27 protein-coding genes and 1 pseudogene are annotated in these 15,140 nt (G+C 58.0%); all 28 read right to left on the bottom strand.

What is annotated here, in order from left to right; translation table 11 throughout:
• Positions 1–43: 43 nt before the first annotated feature.
• The gene (rplQ, locus tag AB1781_00650; protein MEW5703088.1) at positions 44–475 is read right to left on the bottom strand and encodes a 50S ribosomal protein L17; all 432 of its coding nucleotides are present in this window, start codon (positions 473–475) and stop codon (positions 44–46) included.
• Between the two features lie 4 nt (positions 476–479).
• Positions 480–1,496, bottom strand: coding sequence for a DNA-directed RNA polymerase subunit alpha (locus AB1781_00645; protein MEW5703087.1), 1,017 nt, complete (start codon positions 1,494–1,496; stop codon positions 480–482).
• A gap of 106 nt (positions 1,497–1,602) precedes the next feature.
• Positions 1,603–1,995, bottom strand: a complete 393-nt coding sequence (rpsK, locus tag AB1781_00640; protein ID MEW5703086.1) for a 30S ribosomal protein S11 — start codon at positions 1,993–1,995, stop codon at positions 1,603–1,605.
• A gap of 17 nt (positions 1,996–2,012) precedes the next feature.
• Positions 2,013–2,381, bottom strand: coding sequence for a 30S ribosomal protein S13 (rpsM, locus tag AB1781_00635; protein MEW5703085.1), 369 nt, complete (start codon positions 2,379–2,381; stop codon positions 2,013–2,015).
• A gap of 143 nt (positions 2,382–2,524) precedes the next feature.
• Positions 2,525–3,169 carry an adenylate kinase gene (locus AB1781_00630; GenBank protein ID MEW5703084.1) on the bottom strand — a complete coding sequence of 215 codons (645 nt, stop codon included), beginning with the start codon at positions 3,167–3,169 and terminating at the stop codon, positions 2,525–2,527.
• Positions 3,166–4,512: a preprotein translocase subunit SecY gene (gene secY, locus AB1781_00625; protein MEW5703083.1), complete on the bottom strand. Its 1,347-nt coding sequence runs from the start codon at positions 4,510–4,512 to the stop codon at positions 3,166–3,168. Before secY ends, AB1781_00630 begins: the two co-directional genes overlap by 4 nt.
• Positions 4,512–5,012, bottom strand: coding sequence for a 50S ribosomal protein L15 (gene rplO / locus AB1781_00620; protein ID MEW5703082.1), 501 nt, complete (start codon positions 5,010–5,012; stop codon positions 4,512–4,514). Before rplO ends, secY begins: the two co-directional genes overlap by 1 nt.
• A gap of 20 nt (positions 5,013–5,032) precedes the next feature.
• Entirely contained in the window at positions 5,033–5,227 is a 195-nt protein-coding gene (gene rpmD / locus AB1781_00615; protein ID MEW5703081.1) for a 50S ribosomal protein L30, read from the bottom strand.
• A gap of 12 nt (positions 5,228–5,239) precedes the next feature.
• A complete protein-coding gene (rpsE, locus tag AB1781_00610) occupies positions 5,240–5,776 on the bottom strand; it encodes a 30S ribosomal protein S5 (protein MEW5703080.1) in 537 nt (178 codons plus the stop codon).
• A 45-nt stretch (positions 5,777–5,821) separates the two neighbouring features.
• Positions 5,822–6,184 (bottom strand): 50S ribosomal protein L18, encoded by a 363-nt coding sequence (rplR, locus tag AB1781_00605; GenBank protein ID MEW5703079.1) that lies wholly within the window; start codon positions 6,182–6,184, stop codon positions 5,822–5,824.
• 11 nt (positions 6,185–6,195) lie between these two features.
• Positions 6,196–6,729, bottom strand: a complete 534-nt coding sequence (gene rplF / locus AB1781_00600) for a 50S ribosomal protein L6 (protein ID MEW5703078.1) — start codon at positions 6,727–6,729, stop codon at positions 6,196–6,198.
• 9 nt (positions 6,730–6,738) lie between these two features.
• Positions 6,739–7,137: a 30S ribosomal protein S8 gene (gene rpsH / locus AB1781_00595; GenBank protein MEW5703077.1), complete on the bottom strand. Its 399-nt coding sequence runs from the start codon at positions 7,135–7,137 to the stop codon at positions 6,739–6,741.
• Positions 7,138–7,158: 21 nt separating this feature from the next.
• Entirely contained in the window at positions 7,159–7,464 is a 306-nt protein-coding gene (rpsN, locus tag AB1781_00590; protein MEW5703076.1) for a 30S ribosomal protein S14, read from the bottom strand.
• Between the two features lie 16 nt (positions 7,465–7,480).
• A complete protein-coding gene (rplE, locus tag AB1781_00585; protein MEW5703075.1) occupies positions 7,481–8,023 on the bottom strand; it encodes a 50S ribosomal protein L5 in 543 nt (180 codons plus the stop codon).
• A gap of 11 nt (positions 8,024–8,034) precedes the next feature.
• Complete coding sequence (gene rplX / locus AB1781_00580; GenBank protein ID MEW5703074.1) at positions 8,035–8,346, bottom strand: 50S ribosomal protein L24; 312 nt, start codon at positions 8,344–8,346, stop codon at positions 8,035–8,037.
• A gap of 11 nt (positions 8,347–8,357) precedes the next feature.
• The gene (gene rplN / locus AB1781_00575) at positions 8,358–8,726 is read right to left on the bottom strand and encodes a 50S ribosomal protein L14 (GenBank protein ID MEW5703073.1); all 369 of its coding nucleotides are present in this window, start codon (positions 8,724–8,726) and stop codon (positions 8,358–8,360) included.
• A 32-nt stretch (positions 8,727–8,758) separates the two neighbouring features.
• Positions 8,759–8,995 carry a 30S ribosomal protein S17 gene (gene rpsQ, locus AB1781_00570; GenBank protein MEW5703072.1) on the bottom strand — a complete coding sequence of 79 codons (237 nt, stop codon included), beginning with the start codon at positions 8,993–8,995 and terminating at the stop codon, positions 8,759–8,761.
• Positions 8,988–9,197 (bottom strand): 50S ribosomal protein L29, encoded by a 210-nt coding sequence (gene rpmC, locus AB1781_00565; protein ID MEW5703071.1) that lies wholly within the window; start codon positions 9,195–9,197, stop codon positions 8,988–8,990. Before rpmC ends, rpsQ begins: the two co-directional genes overlap by 8 nt.
• The gene (gene rplP / locus AB1781_00560) at positions 9,194–9,616 is read right to left on the bottom strand and encodes a 50S ribosomal protein L16 (GenBank protein MEW5703070.1); all 423 of its coding nucleotides are present in this window, start codon (positions 9,614–9,616) and stop codon (positions 9,194–9,196) included. Before rplP ends, rpmC begins: the two co-directional genes overlap by 4 nt.
• A gap of 9 nt (positions 9,617–9,625) precedes the next feature.
• Positions 9,626–10,309 (bottom strand): 30S ribosomal protein S3, encoded by a 684-nt coding sequence (gene rpsC / locus AB1781_00555; GenBank protein ID MEW5703069.1) that lies wholly within the window; start codon positions 10,307–10,309, stop codon positions 9,626–9,628.
• A 3-nt stretch (positions 10,310–10,312) separates the two neighbouring features.
• On the bottom strand, positions 10,313–10,687 hold the full coding sequence (gene rplV, locus AB1781_00550; GenBank protein MEW5703068.1) for a 50S ribosomal protein L22: 375 nt from the start codon (positions 10,685–10,687) through the stop codon (positions 10,313–10,315).
• A gap of 2 nt (positions 10,688–10,689) precedes the next feature.
• Positions 10,690–10,968 carry a 30S ribosomal protein S19 gene (rpsS, locus tag AB1781_00545; protein MEW5703067.1) on the bottom strand — a complete coding sequence of 93 codons (279 nt, stop codon included), beginning with the start codon at positions 10,966–10,968 and terminating at the stop codon, positions 10,690–10,692.
• A 16-nt stretch (positions 10,969–10,984) separates the two neighbouring features.
• Positions 10,985–11,815, bottom strand: a complete 831-nt coding sequence (gene rplB, locus AB1781_00540) for a 50S ribosomal protein L2 (protein ID MEW5703066.1) — start codon at positions 11,813–11,815, stop codon at positions 10,985–10,987.
• A gap of 3 nt (positions 11,816–11,818) precedes the next feature.
• A complete protein-coding gene (locus AB1781_00535) occupies positions 11,819–12,196 on the bottom strand; it encodes a 50S ribosomal protein L23 (GenBank protein ID MEW5703065.1) in 378 nt (125 codons plus the stop codon).
• The gene (rplD, locus tag AB1781_00530) at positions 12,193–12,813 is read right to left on the bottom strand and encodes a 50S ribosomal protein L4 (protein MEW5703064.1); all 621 of its coding nucleotides are present in this window, start codon (positions 12,811–12,813) and stop codon (positions 12,193–12,195) included. The genes AB1781_00535 and rplD overlap by 4 nt, the downstream gene beginning before the upstream one ends.
• A 109-nt stretch (positions 12,814–12,922) precedes the next feature.
• Positions 12,923–13,564: pseudogene (rplC, locus tag AB1781_00525) on the bottom strand (50S ribosomal protein L3).
• Between the two features lie 11 nt (positions 13,565–13,575).
• Positions 13,576–13,884 carry a 30S ribosomal protein S10 gene (gene rpsJ, locus AB1781_00520; GenBank protein ID MEW5703063.1) on the bottom strand — a complete coding sequence of 103 codons (309 nt, stop codon included), beginning with the start codon at positions 13,882–13,884 and terminating at the stop codon, positions 13,576–13,578.
• Between the two features lie 57 nt (positions 13,885–13,941).
• A complete protein-coding gene (tuf, locus tag AB1781_00515) occupies positions 13,942–15,132 on the bottom strand; it encodes an elongation factor Tu (GenBank protein ID MEW5703062.1) in 1,191 nt (396 codons plus the stop codon).
• Between the last annotated feature and the right edge of the window lie 8 nt (positions 15,133–15,140).

Raw genomic sequence — 15,140 nt, 5'->3', positions numbered from 1 at the left:
GCCCATCCGACCGCCCCCTCCCTCTCCGACAACGCAGCCAGGCTTACGCGCCAGCGCTTTCGGCAGCCTCCTCCGACCGTTCCTGCACCGGGCCGGAATCTTGACCCTTGGCCTCCGGGTCCCGATCGACCAGCTCGATTACCGCCATCGGCGCGGCGTCACCGTAACGAAAACCCGATTTCATAACCCGGGTGTAGCCGCCGGGCCGATCCGCATAGCGTTCGGCCAGCGTTGTGAAAAGCTTGTCCGCAATCTTGCTGTCCCCAAGCGCCGACAGCGCCTGACGACGCGCGTGAAGATCGCCGCGCTTACCCAAGGTGATCAGCTTTTCGACGACGGGGCGGAGATCCTTTGCCTTCGGCAAAGTCGTCTGAATCTGTTCGTGCTTGATAAGCGCCACAGCCATGTTCGAAAACATCGCCTTGCGATGGCTTCGGGTGCGGTTAAGCTTCCTGCCTTTCAAACGATGTCGCATGGGATTAGTACGGCTCCTCCAGGCGCTTCGTCAGTTCGTCGATGTTTTCCGGCGGCCAGTTCGGAATCTCCATACCCAGGTGCAGCCCCATCTGGGTAAGCACCTCTTTGATTTCGTTAAGCGATTTGCGGCCAAAGTTTGGCGTCCGCAGCATCTCCGCCTCGGTCTTCTGAACGAGATCGCCGATATAGAGAATATTGTCGTTCTTCAGACAATTCGCGGAACGAACGGAAAGCTCCAATTCATCCACCTTACGAAGCAGGTTGCGATTGAATTCGGGCTCCGTCGTTTCTTCCACTACCGGCCGCTTAACCGGCTCCTCGAAAGTGACAAAAGGATTAAGCTGGTCTTGCAGAATGCGCGCCGCGTACGCCACGGCGTCATCCGGCTTGACGGTTCCATCCGTTTCGACTTGCAGGGAAAGCTTGTCGTAGTCCGTGATCTGGCCAACGCGCGCGTTTTCAACCTTGAACGTCACCCTGCGCACAGGGCTGTAGAGCGCATCCACCGGAATCAGGCCGATCGGCGCGTCTTCCGGCCGGTTCTGGGTGGCCGGCACGTAGCCCTTCCCGCTGTTGACGGTCAGTTCCATCGTCACGGAGGCGCCCTTGTCGAGTGTAAAGAGGACAAGGTCCGGATTCATGATTTCGATGTCGTGGCCGCCCTCGATCTGCGCGGCCGTAACCTCACCCGGTCCAGTTGCCTTGAGAATCATCCGCTTGGGGCCTTCGCCGTGCAGGATAAGGGCAAGCGACTTGATGTTCAGGACGATATCCGTCACGTCCTCACGAACACCGGGGATGGAGGAGAATTCGTGCAGAACCCCGTTGATCTGGATCGAGGTGACGGCGGAACCTTGAAGAGAGGAGAGCAGTATTCGCCGGAGCGCGTTCCCCAGCGTAAGCCCAAAACCCCTTTCCAGGGGTTCGATGATGACGGAAGCTTCCCGCCGTGGGTCTACGCCCTCTCGGACGTTGATTTTGTTCGGTTTAATCAGGCCTTGCCAATTCTTCTGGATCACGTGGACAACCTCTAACGACGGAACGTCTTCCGTAAGCACGCAGTTGCCTCATGCGACGTCTGCCGAAGGGGGCCGTTCCTCGAACCCCGCCCGACTGATAACGTCACTAAACCCGCCGACGCTTCCGCGGGCGGCAACCGTTATGGGGGATCGGCGTCACATCACGAATGGCCGTGATCGTGAAACCAACCGCCTGGAGCGAACGAAGTGCAGATTCACGACCCGCTCCAGGGCCTTTCACTTCAACTTCAAGGGTATGCATACCGTGTTCCTTCGCGCGGTTACCAGCGGCTTCTGCGGCGATCTGGGCGGCATAGGGAGTCGATTTTCGCGAGCCCTTGAACCCCTCGCTTCCCGCTGACGCCCAAGCAATCGCATTGCCCTGGGCATCCGTGATCGTAATCGTCGTATTATTAAAGCTTGCACTCACGTGCGCGACACCGGAAGCGATGTTCTTCCGTTCGCGGCGGCGTGGGCGCTGCGCTGCAGCTTTAGCCATGCCTTCCTCGTTTTAAACTATTTTTTCTTCCCGGCAATAGCCCGGGACGGTCCTTTCCTCGTACGCGCGTTCGTATGGGTTCGTTGCCCACGAACCGGTAACCCTTTCCGATGCCGAAGCCCGCGGTAGCACCCGAGGTCCATCAAGCGCTTAATGTTCATGCCGACTTCTCGACGCAAATCCCCTTCGACGATGTAACTATGGTCAATCGCCTCGCGAATTCGGATGACCTCGTCTTCGGATAATTGCGCGACACGCATCTCGATCGGAATCCCGACCTTCTCACAGATTTCCTGCGCTTTTGTCCGACCAATTCCATGAATATAGGTCAGCGCAATCGCAACCCGCTTATTCGTTGGAATATTTACGCCCGCAATACGTGCCACGCCGAAATTTCCTCCAACCCCTTGGCTTTTTAAGGAAAGCGTAAGCCAAACAAAGGGTGTTCCAAAATCATGCAGATAGTCAGGAAAGGTGCGCGATTATAGGAACAATAAGCCCCAAGTCAATCAATCTACCCATTATCACCCTATCCCAATGCCGTCTGGATCTGGGTCGCGACGCTTTCGAAATCGGCCATGCCGTCCACCATTCGGAGAACGGCTTGTTTGCGGTAATATGGTAAGATGGGGGCGGTCTGGGCATGGTAGGCCTCTAGCCTAGCCTTCACTGTCTCGGGCGTGTCGTCCTTACGCCGGCTAAACTCCCGCCCGCCACAGACGTCACAAACGCCATCCACCTTCGGCTGCTTAAACGTATCGTGGTAGCCTGCCCCGCATTTTACGCAACTGAATCGCCCGGAGATGCGCTGAACGAGCGCTTCGTCGTCAACGGCAAGCTCGACGACATGATCGATTTTCCAGCTTTTTCTCGCCAGCATCGCATCCAAGGCCTCGGCCTGCCGCACGGTTCGGGGGAAGCCGTCCAAAATAAACCCTTTTGCGCAGTCCGAGGCCGAAATGCGCTCCGCGATCATCTGAATAATAATCGCGTCCGGCACCAAGGCTCCCGATTCAACGATCTCCTTCACCTGTTTGCCGAGAGATGAACCGGAGGCGATCGCCTCGCGCAACATATCGCCGGTCGAAAGATGAACGAGGCTACGCTTCTCTTCGAGCAACTTCGCTTGCGTGCCTTTTCCAGCGCCCGGCGGGCCAAGCAGAATGATATTCATCGCGGACGCCCCTTCAGCCGAGATTTTTTGATCAGTCCTTCGTATTGATGGGCAATCAAGTGGGATTGGATCTGGCCGACGGTGTCCAAAGTTACGGTCACGACAATCAACAGGCTCGTACCGCCGAAGTAGAAGGGCACGGAATATTCGGAGATCAGAATTTCCGGCAGAATGCAAATAACCGCTAGATAGATAGCGCCGACGACCGTCAGGCGGGTCAGCACATAATCTAGATACTCCGACGTATTCTTGCCAGGCCGAATACCCGGAATAAAGCCGCCGAACTTCTTCAGATTGTCCGCCGTATCGTCGGGATTAAAGACGACAGCCGTATAGAAGAAGGCGAAGAAAATGATCAGGCTGGTGAAAACGATCAAATAGAGCGGTTGCCCATGACCGAGAAAGGCGGCGGCCGTTGTCAGCCAATCTCCACTGTCTTCCTTGGCCGAAAAACCGGCGAGCGTAGCCGGCATGAGAAGAAGCGAACTCGCAAAAATCGGAGGAATCACGCCGGCGGTGTTGAGCTTCAGCGGCATATGTGAAGCCTCGCCCCCATACATACGATTGCCGGCCTGGCGCTTCGGGTACTGGACGATGATCCGCCGCTGGGCGCGTTCGACAAAGACGATGAAGGTGATGACGGCAACGATCAGCACGAGCAGCAGCAGGATAAAGACCGTCGAAAGCGCTCCCGTTCGCCCAAGTTCCATCGTGCCCGCCATCGCCGACGGCAAATTGGCGACGATGCCGGAAAAAATGATCAAAGAAATGCCATTGCCAATCCCGCGCGCCGTGATCTGCTCGCCCAGCCACATAAGGAAAATCGTGCCGCCAACCAGCGTGATCACGGTCGTCGCCCGAAAGAAAGCTCCCGGGTCGATAACGGCCGAACCTTGCGATCCGGCCATGCTTTCCAAACCGATAGCAATCCCATATGCCTGGACGGCCGCGAGCAACACGGTCCCATAACGCGTGTACTGATTGATCTTTTTGCGTCCCGCTTCGCCTTCCTTCTTCAATTGGGCGAGGTGGGGCGAGACGGTCGTCATCAACTGAACGATGATCGAGGAGGAGATGTAAGGCATGATGTTGAGGGCGAAGATCGTCATGCGCCCCAGCGCCCCACCCGAAAACATGTCGAACATGCCAAGGATGCCACCCGCATTCTGCTGGAAAAGCCCAGCAAGAATGGTCGGGTCTATGCCCGGGATAGGAATGTAGGTTCCGAGCCGGTAAACGATCAGGGCGCCGAGCGTAAACCAAATCCGACGGCGAAGGTCTTTCGCCTTGCCCAGAGCACCAAAATTAAGATTTGCGGCAAGCTGTTCCGCGGCTGACGCCATTAATTCTCTCCGGACGCGCCGGTTTCTTCACCGCTCGCGACGGGCATCGTTACCGTAACCCTGCCGCCCGCCTTCTCGACAGCGGCGATTGCCGCCTTCGAGGCGCCGCTGACTTCGACCGCGATTTTTGCCTTAATATGACCCTTGGCTAGCAATCTGATCCCGTCATGAGGGTGGGTGACAATCCCAGCCTCGCAAAGGATTTTTTCGGTGATCGGCTTCGACGGATCGAGCTTTGCGTCGTCAATCGCCTGCTGCAACCGGCCCACGTTTACTACTTGATAGCGTTTCCGGTTTGGACTCCAGAAACCCCGGCGCGGCAGCCGCCGAAAAATCGGCATCTGGCCGCCCTCGAATCCCTTGATCGCAACGCCGCTGCGTGCCTTCTGGCCCTTATGGCCATGCCCGGAGGTCTTGCCGGACCCGGAGCCAATCCCGCGGCCGATACGCTTGCGCGGGCGGCGTGCACCGGACCGGTCAGAGAGTTCGTTCAGTTTCATCCCAAATCCTATTCTCTGGCCTATGCCTTTTCCACCCGAACCAGGTGGGAAATCTTTTTCAGCATACCCCGTATGGCCGGCGTATCCTCCAACGTGCGCACGCGGTGGAGCTTGTTCAGGCCGAGACCAACCAGCGTCTCGCGCTGATCTCTCGGCCGCCCGATCGGGCTTGCAATCTGCGTGACGCGCAGACGTCCGGATTCGTTTGCCGCCATCGCTTAAGCTCCTTACGCGCTATCCCGGTGACCGACGATTTCGTTCACCTTCTTGCCGCGTCGGCTGGCAATGGCGCGGGGGGAATGCTCCTGCGCCAAGGCGGCGAAGGTCGCGCGCACCATGTTGTGGGGATTCGATGAGCCAATCGACTTCGCAACGATGTCCTGAATGCCGAGGGCCTCAAAGACGGCGCGCATCGGGCCGCCGGCAATGATGCCGGTTCCCGGCTGCGCAGCGCGCAGGACGACGCGGCCGGCGCCATAGCGGCCCTGCGTGTCGTGATGAAGGGTGCGGCCCTCGCGAAGCGGGACCTGGACCAAATTGCGCTTCGCCCGTTCCGTCGCCTTGCGGATGGCTTCGGGCACTTCGCGCGCCTTGCCGGCACCAAAGCCGACGCGACCTTTCTGATCGCCGGCGATCACCAGCGCCGCGAAACCGAATCGCCGACCGCCCTTCACAACCTTGGCGACTCGGTTGATGGCGATAAGCCGTTCGACGAGTTCAAATTCCTCGCGGTTTCCCCGCTCACCTCTCGGGTTTTCCCCCATCTTCGATTTTCTGTTTATCGCCATCTTCGATCCATGCCAATTCAGCTAAAAATTCAGACCACCTTCGCGCGCGGCCTCGGCAAGGGCCTTGACTCGCCCATGATAAAGATACCCGCCGCGGTCAAAATAAACTTCCGAAACGCCCAAGGTCTTGGCGCGAGAGGAAAGCAACTTACCGACTTCCCGCGCCGCCTCTACGTCGCCGCCCGATTTCAGCTTGCCGCGCAACTCCTTATCGAGGGTGGAGGCGGTCGCCAGAGTGGCCCCCTTCGCGTCATCGATAACCTGCGCATAGATATGCTGCGACGACCGGAAGACCGAAAGCCGCAAACGACCATGCCCCTTCTTCCGGAGATTCGAGCGAACCCGGCGCCGGCGGCGTAAAAACTGGCTTTTCAAACGCTTCATCGAATGCGGCCCTACTTCTTCTTTCCTTCTTTTCGAACGATAAACTCGCCTTCGTATTTGACGCCCTTCCCCTTATAGGGTTCCGGCTTCCGATAGGCGCGAATCTCCGCCGCGATCTGGCCAACCAACTGCTTATCAGCGCCCGAAACCTCGATCTGCGTCGGCTTTTCGCACTTGATCGTGACCCCTTTCGGAATCGGATGACGAATCTCGTGGCTGTAACCCAGCTGAAGAACGAGTTCCTTGCCCTGAACCTGCGCCCGATAACCCACGCCGTTGATTTCGAGACGCACGTTGTAACCCTTCGAGACACCGGTTACCAGACAATGAATAAGGTTCCTTGCCGTTCCCCACATCTGGCGGGATTCTTTCGTGGCGTAACGGGGTTTCACCCAGACCTTGCCGTCCTCCTTCGAGATCGCGACAGTGTCGGCAAGAAGAATATGGAGTTCGCCAAGCTTGCCCTTGGCCATCACGTTCTGCCCGTTGATCGCGACTTCGACGCCGCTTGGTACGAGCACTGGGTTTTTACCTACGCGCGACATTATTTTGTCCTAAAACACCTTGCACAGCACTTCGCCACCAACATGGGCGACGCGGGCCTCGTGGTCCGACATGACACCTTTCGGAGTCGAGAGGATGGAAATGCCCAGTCCTCCGTACACCTTTGCGAGATCTTGGATGCCGGAGTAGACGCGGCAGCCCGGTTTCGAGATACGTCGAATTTCGCGAATAACCGGTTCGCCCTCATGGTACTTTAATTCAATCTCGATTTCGCGGATACCCTGCTTTGGTTCCCGCTTGGTATAACCGCGAATATAGCCTTCCTTCTGAAGGACATCCAGGACGCCCGCCAACAGCCTAGAGGCCGGACTCAAAACAGAATCCAAGTGCGCACGTTGGCCGTTTCGGATACGCGTCAGCATGTCGCTTAAGGGATCGCTGATCGCCATTGATCGGTTCCTTTGCCTTTGCTACCAGCTCGATTTTACCATGCCTGGAATCTGCCCTTTTGAGGCGAGATCCCGAAGCGCGATGCGCGACAATTTGAATTTCCGATAAACCGACCGCGAACGCCCCGTCAGTGCGCAACGGTTCCGCAAACGCCCTGCGGCCGAATTCCTAGGAAGCGCGGCAAGTTGCAGCCGCGCGTTAAACCGTTCCTCGGGGGAAAAGGACGCATCGCACGCGATGGCCTTCAACTTTGCGCGTTTCACCGCAAAACGTTTCACTAGATGCGCCCGATTCTTGTTGCGCTCAATGGCACTTTTTTTCGCCATGTATGACCCTCTGTGCTTATCCGTTGCTGAACGGCAGGTTGAAGCCTTCGAGAAGCGCTTTTGCCTCCTCGTCGGTTTTCGCCGTTGTCACGATCGTGATATCCATGCCACGGACTTTGTCCACCTTATCGTAATCAATTTCCGGGAAAATAATCTGCTCCCGTAGACCAATCGTATAATTGCCGTCGCCATCGAAGCTTTTCGGTGAAAGGCCCCGGAAATCGCGAACGCGCGGCAGCGCAATCGTAACCAGCCGATCGAGAAACTCGTACATACGGTCCCGTCGCAGGGTCACCTTGCAACCTATTTTCATTCCCTCGCGAAGCTTGAAGATGGCGATCGACTTCCTCGCCCGCGTTACGACGGCCTTTTGCCCGCTAATGGTCGTAAGTTCCGTCAACGCCGCGTCAATCTTTTTACCCTCGCGGGCAGCCTCGCCTACGCCCATGTTGATCACGATTCTGTCAAGTTTCGGGACCTGTATGACGTTCTGATATCCAAACTTTGACCGCAAACCCGGCTGAATTACGTTCTTATAGAGTTCTTGCAGGCGCGTCATCTTCCGGTCCCTCAACGATCGATCACTTCGCCGGACTTCTTCGCGAAGCGAACTTTCCGGCCATCATCCAAAAATTTATAGCCTGCGCGAGTCGGCTCGCCGCTTTTCGGGTCGATAAGGGCGAGGTTCGACGCGTGGATCGGCAATTCCTTTTCCTGAATGCCACCGGGGTTGTTTGCCGTGGGCCGCTGATGCCGCTTGACGACGTTGATGCCCCGCACGACGACCCGGTTCTCTTTCGGAATGGCACGCAGCACCTCGCCCTTCTTGCCCTTGTCCCTGCCGGCAAGAACGATGACGGTATCGCCTTTGTGAATTTTCATGCCCGCGCCCATTACAGAACCTCCGGCGCTAACGATATGATTTTCATGAATTTTTTTATTCTAAGCTCGCGCGTCACAGGACCGAAGATACGCGTACCGATAGGCTCGCCCTGCTTCGTGATCAGCACCGCGGCGTTCCGATCAAACCGAATTAAAGAACCGTCCGGGCGCCGAATACCGTGGGCCGTCCGTACGATGACCGCACGGTGCACCTCACCCTTTTTCACGCGACCGCGTGGAATCGCATCTTTTATGGAAACGACGATGACGTCTCCCACGCCAGCGGACTTGCGCTTTGAGCCTCCGAGAACCTTGATGCACTGGACGCGCTTGGCTCCGGAATTATCCGCAACTTCCAGGTTTGTCTGCATTTGAATCATGGCGTGTGCTTACTCTTTATCCATCTCGCCGCTTAGGCGGATTCCGAAAGAAGGATCCAGCGCTTGCGCTTCGAGATCGGAGGACATTCCTGAATGCGGACGGAATCGCCTGTCTTGCAACGGTTGTCTTCGTCATGAACGGCGTACTTCTTCGACCGACGAATAAACTTTTTATAAAGGGGGTGACGGAACTGGCGATCGACACGAACGACAACCGTTTTTTCCGCCGCATCGCGGATGACCATTCCATAAAGGATACGTTTAGGCATCCGATTTCTCCGCCATTTGACCTCTTCCCTGTAACACTGTCTTGATGCGCGCAATATCGCGTCGCGCCTGGCGCATGCGCGCCGTTCCCTCTAGCTGGCCGCTTGCCTGCTGAAAGCGCAGATTGAATATCTCCTTTCGCAGGGCGAGAAGGCCGTCTTTAAGCTCGTCCAGCGATTTTGTCCGCAAATCTGCCGGCTTCATCCGGGCGCTCCCTCGATACGGCTGATGAAGCGCGTGCGAATAGAAAGCTTCGCCGCGCCGAGGTCGAGCGCATGCCGAGCGATGCTCAACGGTACGCCGTCCACCTCGAAAAGAATCCGGCCGGGATGTACACGGGCAACCCAAAATTCCGGGTTTCCCTTGCCTTTACCCATCCGCACTTCCGTTGGCTTCTTCGAAACCGGAACGTCCGGAAAAACCCGGATCCAGAGCCGACCGGCGCGCTTCATATGCCGCGTAATCGCCCGTCGAGCAGCCTCGAGTTCCCGCGCCGTGACGCGCCCAGGGCGCATCGCCCTCAGCCCAAAGGCGCCGAAGTTGAGCTCGACACCGCCTTTGGCAAGACCGTGAATCCTGCCCTTGTGCTGCTTGCGGTATTTCGTGCGTTTTGGACTCAGCATCGGTTGCCTCTAGTGGGAATGACCCGTTTGTTGTTCCTCAAGACGCTTATCTTGCGCCATCGGGTCGCGCTCCAGAATTTCGCCTTTGAATATCCATACCTTGATGCCGCACGTGCCATAGGTCGTGAAGGCGGTGGACACCGCATAATCGACATCGGCGCGCAGGGTATGCAGAGGCACCTGGCCTTCGCGGTACCATTCCGTCCGCGCGATTTCGGCCCCGCCGAGACGCCCGGCGCAGTTGATCCGTATCCCTTTAGCCCCCAGGCGCATCGCCGATTGCACGGCGCGCTTCATCGTCCGGCGGAAGGCGACGCGACGCTCAAGCTGCTGAGCAATATTATCGGCCACGAGCTTCGCGTCCAGTTCGGGCTTGCGAATTTCGACGATGTTGATGTGCACTTCTCCGTTCGTCATTTTTGCAAGATCGGCCTGCAACTTCTCGATATCCGCGCCGCGCTTGCCAATCACGACGCCGGGGCGCGCCGTATGAATCGTGATCCGCGCCTTTTTCGCCGGCCGCTCGATAACAATTCGACTGATTCCGGCTTGCACCAGGCGCTTCTCAAGAAACCGTCGAATTTCGAGATCTTCATGAAGAAGACGGCCGTAGTCGTCCTCGGCATACCAGCGCGAATCCCACGTCCGGTTGATGCCGAGTCGAAGCCCTATCGGGTTGACTTTATGCCCCATTCGCTACTCCTTGCGCTCACGAACGACGACGGTGAGGTGGCTAAACGGTTTTGCGATCGTAAAAGAACGCCCGCGCGCACGGGGGCTCCAGCGTCGCATGACCAACCCCTTGCCGACCGTCGCTTCCGCGACATACAACCGGTCAACATCAAGCTGATGGTTGTTCTCGGCGTTGGCGATTGCCGATTGCACGGCCTTCCGCACGGCTTTCGCTATCCGCCGTTTCGAGAAAGCAAGCTCGGTAAGAGCCGTGGAAGCGTCCTTGCCGCGAATCGATTCCGCGACGAGGTTTAGTTTCCGCGGACTCGTGCGCAAATTGCGAACGACGGCCATTGCCTCGTTTTCCATGCGCTGCCGGGCGGCTGCTTTCTTGCCCATTTCTATACTCGCTTTGCCTTCTTGTCCCCCGAGTGCCCGTGAAAAACGCGCGTCGGAGAAAATTCACCAAATTTGTGGCCGATCATTTCTTCCGTCACCAGCACGGGAAGAAACTTGCGGCCGTTATATACACCGAAGGTAAGGCCGACGAACTGGGGCAGAATCGTCGAGCGGCGCGACCAGATCTTGATCACTTCGTTCCGGCCGGATGCGCGGCGGGCTTCCACTTTCTTCAGCAGATAGCCATCCACAAACGGGCCTTTCCAAACCGAACGTGCCACGGAATACCTCTTCTCTCTACTTTTTGCTCTTCCGGCGGCGGAGGATTTTTGAATCCGTCGCCTTGTTGTTGCGTGTCTTCTTGCCCTTCGTCGGCTTGCCCCACGGCGTCACGGGGTGCCGACCACCGGACGACTTTCCTTCGCCGCCGCCATGGGGATGATCGATCGGGTTCATCGCCACACCGCGAACGGACGGCCGCTTGCCCAGCCAGCGCATCCGCCCGGCCTTGCCGAACTTGACGTTCTTCTGATCCGGGTTCGAGACGGCGCCAATCGTCGCCATCCCCTCGGCTCGCACCATCCGTACCTCGCCGGACGCCAACCGAAGCAAAGCGTTGCCTGTGTCCTTGCCGACGAGCTGGGCGTAAGAGCCGGCGGAACGCGCGATCTGACCACCCCGCCCCGGTTTCATCTCGACGTTGTGAACGATCGTGCCGACCGGAATATTCTTCATCGGCAGCGCGTTTCCCGGTCGGATATCCACTTTCTCGCCAGCGATCACCTTGTCGCCGACTTTCACACGCTGAGGTGCCAGAATATAGGATATTTCGCCGTCCTCATAACGAAGAAGTGCGATGAAGGCACTGCGATTCGGGTCGTGCTCGAGACGCTCGATGACCGCCGGTATATCGAACTTGCGGCGCTTGAAATCGATAATCCGATAGCGCCGCTTGTGTCCGCCGCCACGATGCCGGGACGTCATCCGCCCCAAGTTGTTGCGGCCACCGCTCTCGGAAAGCCCCTCCGTCAGTTTCTTGACCGGCCTACCCTTCCACAGCTTTGAGCGATCAATGATGACAAGCTGCCGCAGGGAAGGCGTTACCGGCTTAAATGTTTTCAGTGCCATCGTCTAAATTCCCGTCGTCACGTCAATCGCCTGGCCCTCGGCCAAGGTGACCATCGCTTTCTTGCTGTCGGCGCGCTTGCCAGGCCGGCCCCGGAAGGATTTCCGTTTGCCTTTCTGACGCAGCGTATTCACCGCCAGCACTTTGACATCAAACAATTTTTCGACCGCCTGCTTGATTTCCGGTTTCGTCGCCGTAAGGGATACGCGGAAAGTAACCTGGCCATGTTCCGAGCCAAGGGTTGCCTTTTCCGTGATTACCGGCGACAGCAGAACGCAATAGACTCCCTCGGAAGGCGGCTTGCTTTTTTCTTTCTTGCCCTTGCCGTCCTTACGCTTCGCCTCTTGCGTTTCCTTATCTTTTGCTTTCTTACGCCCGATCATCTTAACCGTGCCTCCAGATACTGGACGGCGTCCTTCGTCAACACGAGAAGGTCCCGACGCAGAATGTCGTAAACGTTCATTCCCTGTTGCGGCAGGACATCGACGCCAGGCAGATTTTGCGTCGCCCGACGGAAGTTTGCATTCACCTCGGGGCCGTCAATCACCAGAACGGACGACCAGCCAAGTTTGTCAAAGCTGGTTGCCAGTTCCTTTGTTCGCGCGGTTTTCATCTGCGTCGAATCGAGCACGACGATCTTGCCCTCGGCTTGTTTGGCGGAAAGCGCCGCTTTAAGCGCCAGTTTCCGCACCTTTTTCGGCAATTGGAAACCGTGATCACGAGGCAACGGGCCGAAAGTTGTGCCGCCGCCGCGGAACTGCGTCGAACGGAGCGAACCTTGCCGCGCCCGCCCGGTTCCTTTTTGGCGCCAGGGTTTCCGTCCGGTGCCGCTCACCTCGCTTGCATCCTTCGTCTTGTGGGTCCCAGCCCGACGCCGCGCCAGTTGCCAAGCAATGACGCGCTGCAAAAGATCCGGCCGCACGGCAACACCAAAGACCTCGTCGGCGAGATCGATCTCACCGACGTCCTCGGCTTCCAGACTGACGACTTTGCACTTCATGCGGACGCTATTCCTTACGCTCGTTTTTCTGTTGCCCTGCTGGCGTCTCCCCCGCGGGATCTGCCCCCGAAGCATCCGATCCGGTCGGCTTCGACCCTTGCGACACTTCCTTCGGCAACCGTTTCTTCACGGCATCCCGGACCATCACGTAACTGCCTTCCGAACCCGGCACAGCGCCACGGACGAAGAGGAGGCCGCGGTCAGCATCCGTCGAAACAACGACGAGGTTCTGAACGGTCACTCGGGCATGGCCCAAATGACCGGCCATTTTCTTACCCTTGAAGACGCGACCAGGATCCTGACGGTTGCCGGTCGAACCATGGGAACGGTGCGAGACCGAAACGCCGTGGCTGGCTTCAAGCCCACGGAAGTTATGGCGTTTCATAGCGCCCGCAAACCCCTTTCCGATCGAGGTCCCCACCACGTCAACATACTGACCGGCGATGAAATGATCGGCCCGAATCTTCGCCCCGATTTCGAGCGCGGCGTCCGGGCTAATCCGGCATTCGGCCAGTCTGCGTTTTGGCGCAATCTTTGCCTTCGCGTAATGGCCAAGAAGAGGCTTGGATACGTTCTTCACCTTCGCCTTACCGACGCCAAGCTGCACCGCCGTGTAGCCATCCCTCTCCTGCGTTTTCGTCGCCACGACCTCACAGCCGTCCACCCACAATACGGTAACGGGCACGTGGTCGCCGCCCTCCGTCAGAAGACGGGTCATGCCAAGCTTTTGCGCAAGAAGGCCGGTTCGCATCATCGCTTTTCCTATAACTTGATCTCGACATCGATACCCGCCGGCAGATCGAGCTTCATGAGCGCATCCACCGTTTGTGTCGTCGGTTCGACGATATCCAGAATCCGCTTGTGTGTTCGTATTTCGAATTGCTCGCGTGACTTCTTATCCACATGCGGCGAACGCAGCACCGTAAACTTTTCAATCTTCGTCGGCAATGGGATCGGACCACGAATGCTTGCACCGGTTCGCCGCGCCGTGCTGACGATCTCACTCGTCGACTGGTCCAGCAGCCGGTGATCGTACGCCTTCAAGCTGATCCGTATGTTTTGACTATCCATGGCCGTTTTCCCTGTGCCCGCGGCGCCACAAAAGGCCCCGCCCAAGCGTTTTTCTTTCTATTCTAGGATCTTGGTGACAACACCGGCACCGACGGTGTGGCCGCCTTCGCGGATGGCGAAACGCAGACCTTCGTCCATGGCGATCGGCACGATCAGGTTCGCCGTCATCTTGATGTTATCCCCCGGCATCACCATCTCCGTCCCCTCCGGCAGCACAATCGACCCCGTAACGTCCGTCGTCCGGAAGTAAAACTGCGGCCGGTAGTTCGAGAAAAACGGCGTGTGACGGCCCCCTTCCTCCTTGGTCAGGATATAGGCCTCGCACTCGAACTTCGTGTGCGGCGTAATCGCACCCGGCTTCGACAGAACCTGCCCACGCTCAACGTCTTCCCGCTTCGTGCCACGCAGAAGGCAACCCACGTTGTCCCCGGCCTCGCCCTGGTCCAGCAGCTTCCGGAACATCTCGACCCCGGTCACCGTCGTCTTCACCGTCGGCCGAAGCCCGACAATCTCTACCTCTTCCCCAACCTTCACGACCCCGCGCTCAACCCGCCCCGTCACCACCGTGCCGCGGCCCGAAATCGAAAACACGTCCTCAATCGGCATCAAAAAGGGCTTGTCCTTCGGACGCTCCGGCTGCGGGATATAGTCGTCCACCGCCGCCAGCAACTGGAGAATCGATTCCTTGCCAAGCGCGTCGTCCTTCCCCTCCAGCGCATACAGCGCCGAGCCCTTCACCACCGGAATCTCATCCCCAGGAAAATCATACGAGCTCAAAAGCTCCCGCACCTCAAGCTCCACCAGCTCCAGAAGTTCCGGGTCGTCCACCTGGTCAATCTTGTTCATGTAAACCACAACCGCCGGGACCCCAACCTGCCGCGCCAGAAGAATGTGCTCCCGCGTCTGCGGCATCGGGCCGTCCGCCGCCGAAACCACCAAAATCGCTCCGTCCATCTGCGCCGCGCCCGTGATCATGTTCTTCACGTAGTCCGCGTGCCCAGGGCAATCCACATGCGCGTAATGGCGCTTCGCCGTCTCGTACTCAACGTGCGACGTCGAAATCGTGATCCCGCGCGCCTTCTCCTCCGGCGCCTTGTCAATCTGGTCGTACGCCGTAAACTCCGCGCCCCCAGATTCCGCCAAAACCTTCGTGATCGCCGCCGTCAGCGTCGTCTTCCCATGGTCAACGTGCCCAATCGTCCCAACGTTGCAATGCGGCTTCGTCCGCTCAAATTTCGCTTTCGCCATTGCCTCCC

Source organism: Pseudomonadota bacterium (assembly GCA_040752895.1).
In the GTDB taxonomy this organism is placed as follows: Bacteria; Pseudomonadota; Alphaproteobacteria.
Note: the sequence above shows the minus strand (reverse complement) of the source record. Positions and strands in the feature narration are given on the sequence as shown.

Excerpts from the sequence above, each read along its gene's own strand:
- rplE (MEW5703075.1), bottom strand. The coding sequence starts at position 8,023 with ATGACGCGCCTGCAAGAACTCTATAAGAACGTAATTCAGCCGGGTTTG.
- rplF (MEW5703078.1), bottom strand. The coding sequence starts at position 6,729 with ATGTCGCGCGTAGGTAAAAACCCAGTGCTCGTACCAAGCGGCGTCGAA.
- rplR (MEW5703079.1), bottom strand. The coding sequence starts at position 6,184 with ATGAAGCGTTTGAAAAGCCAGTTTTTACGCCGCCGGCGCCGGGTTCGC.
- rpsQ (MEW5703072.1), bottom strand. The coding sequence starts at position 8,995 with ATGCCTAAACGTATCCTTTATGGAATGGTCATCCGCGATGCGGCGGAA.
- rplQ (MEW5703088.1), bottom strand. The coding sequence starts at position 475 with ATGCGACATCGTTTGAAAGGCAGGAAGCTTAACCGCACCCGAAGCCAT.
- rplD (MEW5703064.1), bottom strand. The coding sequence starts at position 12,813 with ATGAAGTGCAAAGTCGTCAGTCTGGAAGCCGAGGACGTCGGTGAGATC.
- rplP (MEW5703070.1), bottom strand. The coding sequence starts at position 9,616 with ATGCTGAGTCCAAAACGCACGAAATACCGCAAGCAGCACAAGGGCAGG.
- rpsN (MEW5703076.1), bottom strand. The coding sequence starts at position 7,464 with ATGGCGAAAAAAAGTGCCATTGAGCGCAACAAGAATCGGGCGCATCTA.
- AB1781_00535 (MEW5703065.1), bottom strand. The coding sequence starts at position 12,196 with ATGATCGGGCGTAAGAAAGCAAAAGATAAGGAAACGCAAGAGGCGAAG.
- rpsC (MEW5703069.1), bottom strand. The coding sequence starts at position 10,309 with ATGGGGCATAAAGTCAACCCGATAGGGCTTCGACTCGGCATCAACCGG.
- rplO (MEW5703082.1), bottom strand. The coding sequence starts at position 5,012 with ATGAAACTGAACGAACTCTCTGACCGGTCCGGTGCACGCCGCCCGCGC.
- tuf (MEW5703062.1), bottom strand. The coding sequence starts at position 15,132 with ATGGCGAAAGCGAAATTTGAGCGGACGAAGCCGCATTGCAACGTTGGG.
- rpsH (MEW5703077.1), bottom strand. The coding sequence starts at position 7,137 with ATGGCGATCAGCGATCCCTTAAGCGACATGCTGACGCGTATCCGAAAC.
- rplV (MEW5703068.1), bottom strand. The coding sequence starts at position 10,687 with ATGGGCAAGAAAGCAGCCGCCCGGCAGCGCATGGAAAACGAGGCAATG.
- rplB (MEW5703066.1), bottom strand. The coding sequence starts at position 11,815 with ATGGCACTGAAAACATTTAAGCCGGTAACGCCTTCCCTGCGGCAGCTT.
- rpsK (MEW5703086.1), bottom strand. The coding sequence starts at position 1,995 with ATGGCTAAAGCTGCAGCGCAGCGCCCACGCCGCCGCGAACGGAAGAAC.
- rplX (MEW5703074.1), bottom strand. The coding sequence starts at position 8,346 with ATGAAAATTCACAAAGGCGATACCGTCATCGTTCTTGCCGGCAGGGAC.
- secY (MEW5703083.1), bottom strand. The coding sequence starts at position 4,512 with ATGGCGTCAGCCGCGGAACAGCTTGCCGCAAATCTTAATTTTGGTGCT.
- rpmD (MEW5703081.1), bottom strand. The coding sequence starts at position 5,227 with ATGGCGGCAAACGAATCCGGACGTCTGCGCGTCACGCAGATTGCAAGC.
- AB1781_00630 (MEW5703084.1), bottom strand. The coding sequence starts at position 3,169 with ATGAATATCATTCTGCTTGGCCCGCCGGGCGCTGGAAAAGGCACGCAA.
- rplN (MEW5703073.1), bottom strand. The coding sequence starts at position 8,726 with ATGATTCAAATGCAGACAAACCTGGAAGTTGCGGATAATTCCGGAGCC.
- rpsE (MEW5703080.1), bottom strand. The coding sequence starts at position 5,776 with ATGGGGGAAAACCCGAGAGGTGAGCGGGGAAACCGCGAGGAATTTGAA.
- rpmC (MEW5703071.1), bottom strand. The coding sequence starts at position 9,197 with ATGAAGCCGGCAGATTTGCGGACAAAATCGCTGGACGAGCTTAAAGAC.
- rpsJ (MEW5703063.1), bottom strand. The coding sequence starts at position 13,884 with ATGGATAGTCAAAACATACGGATCAGCTTGAAGGCGTACGATCACCGG.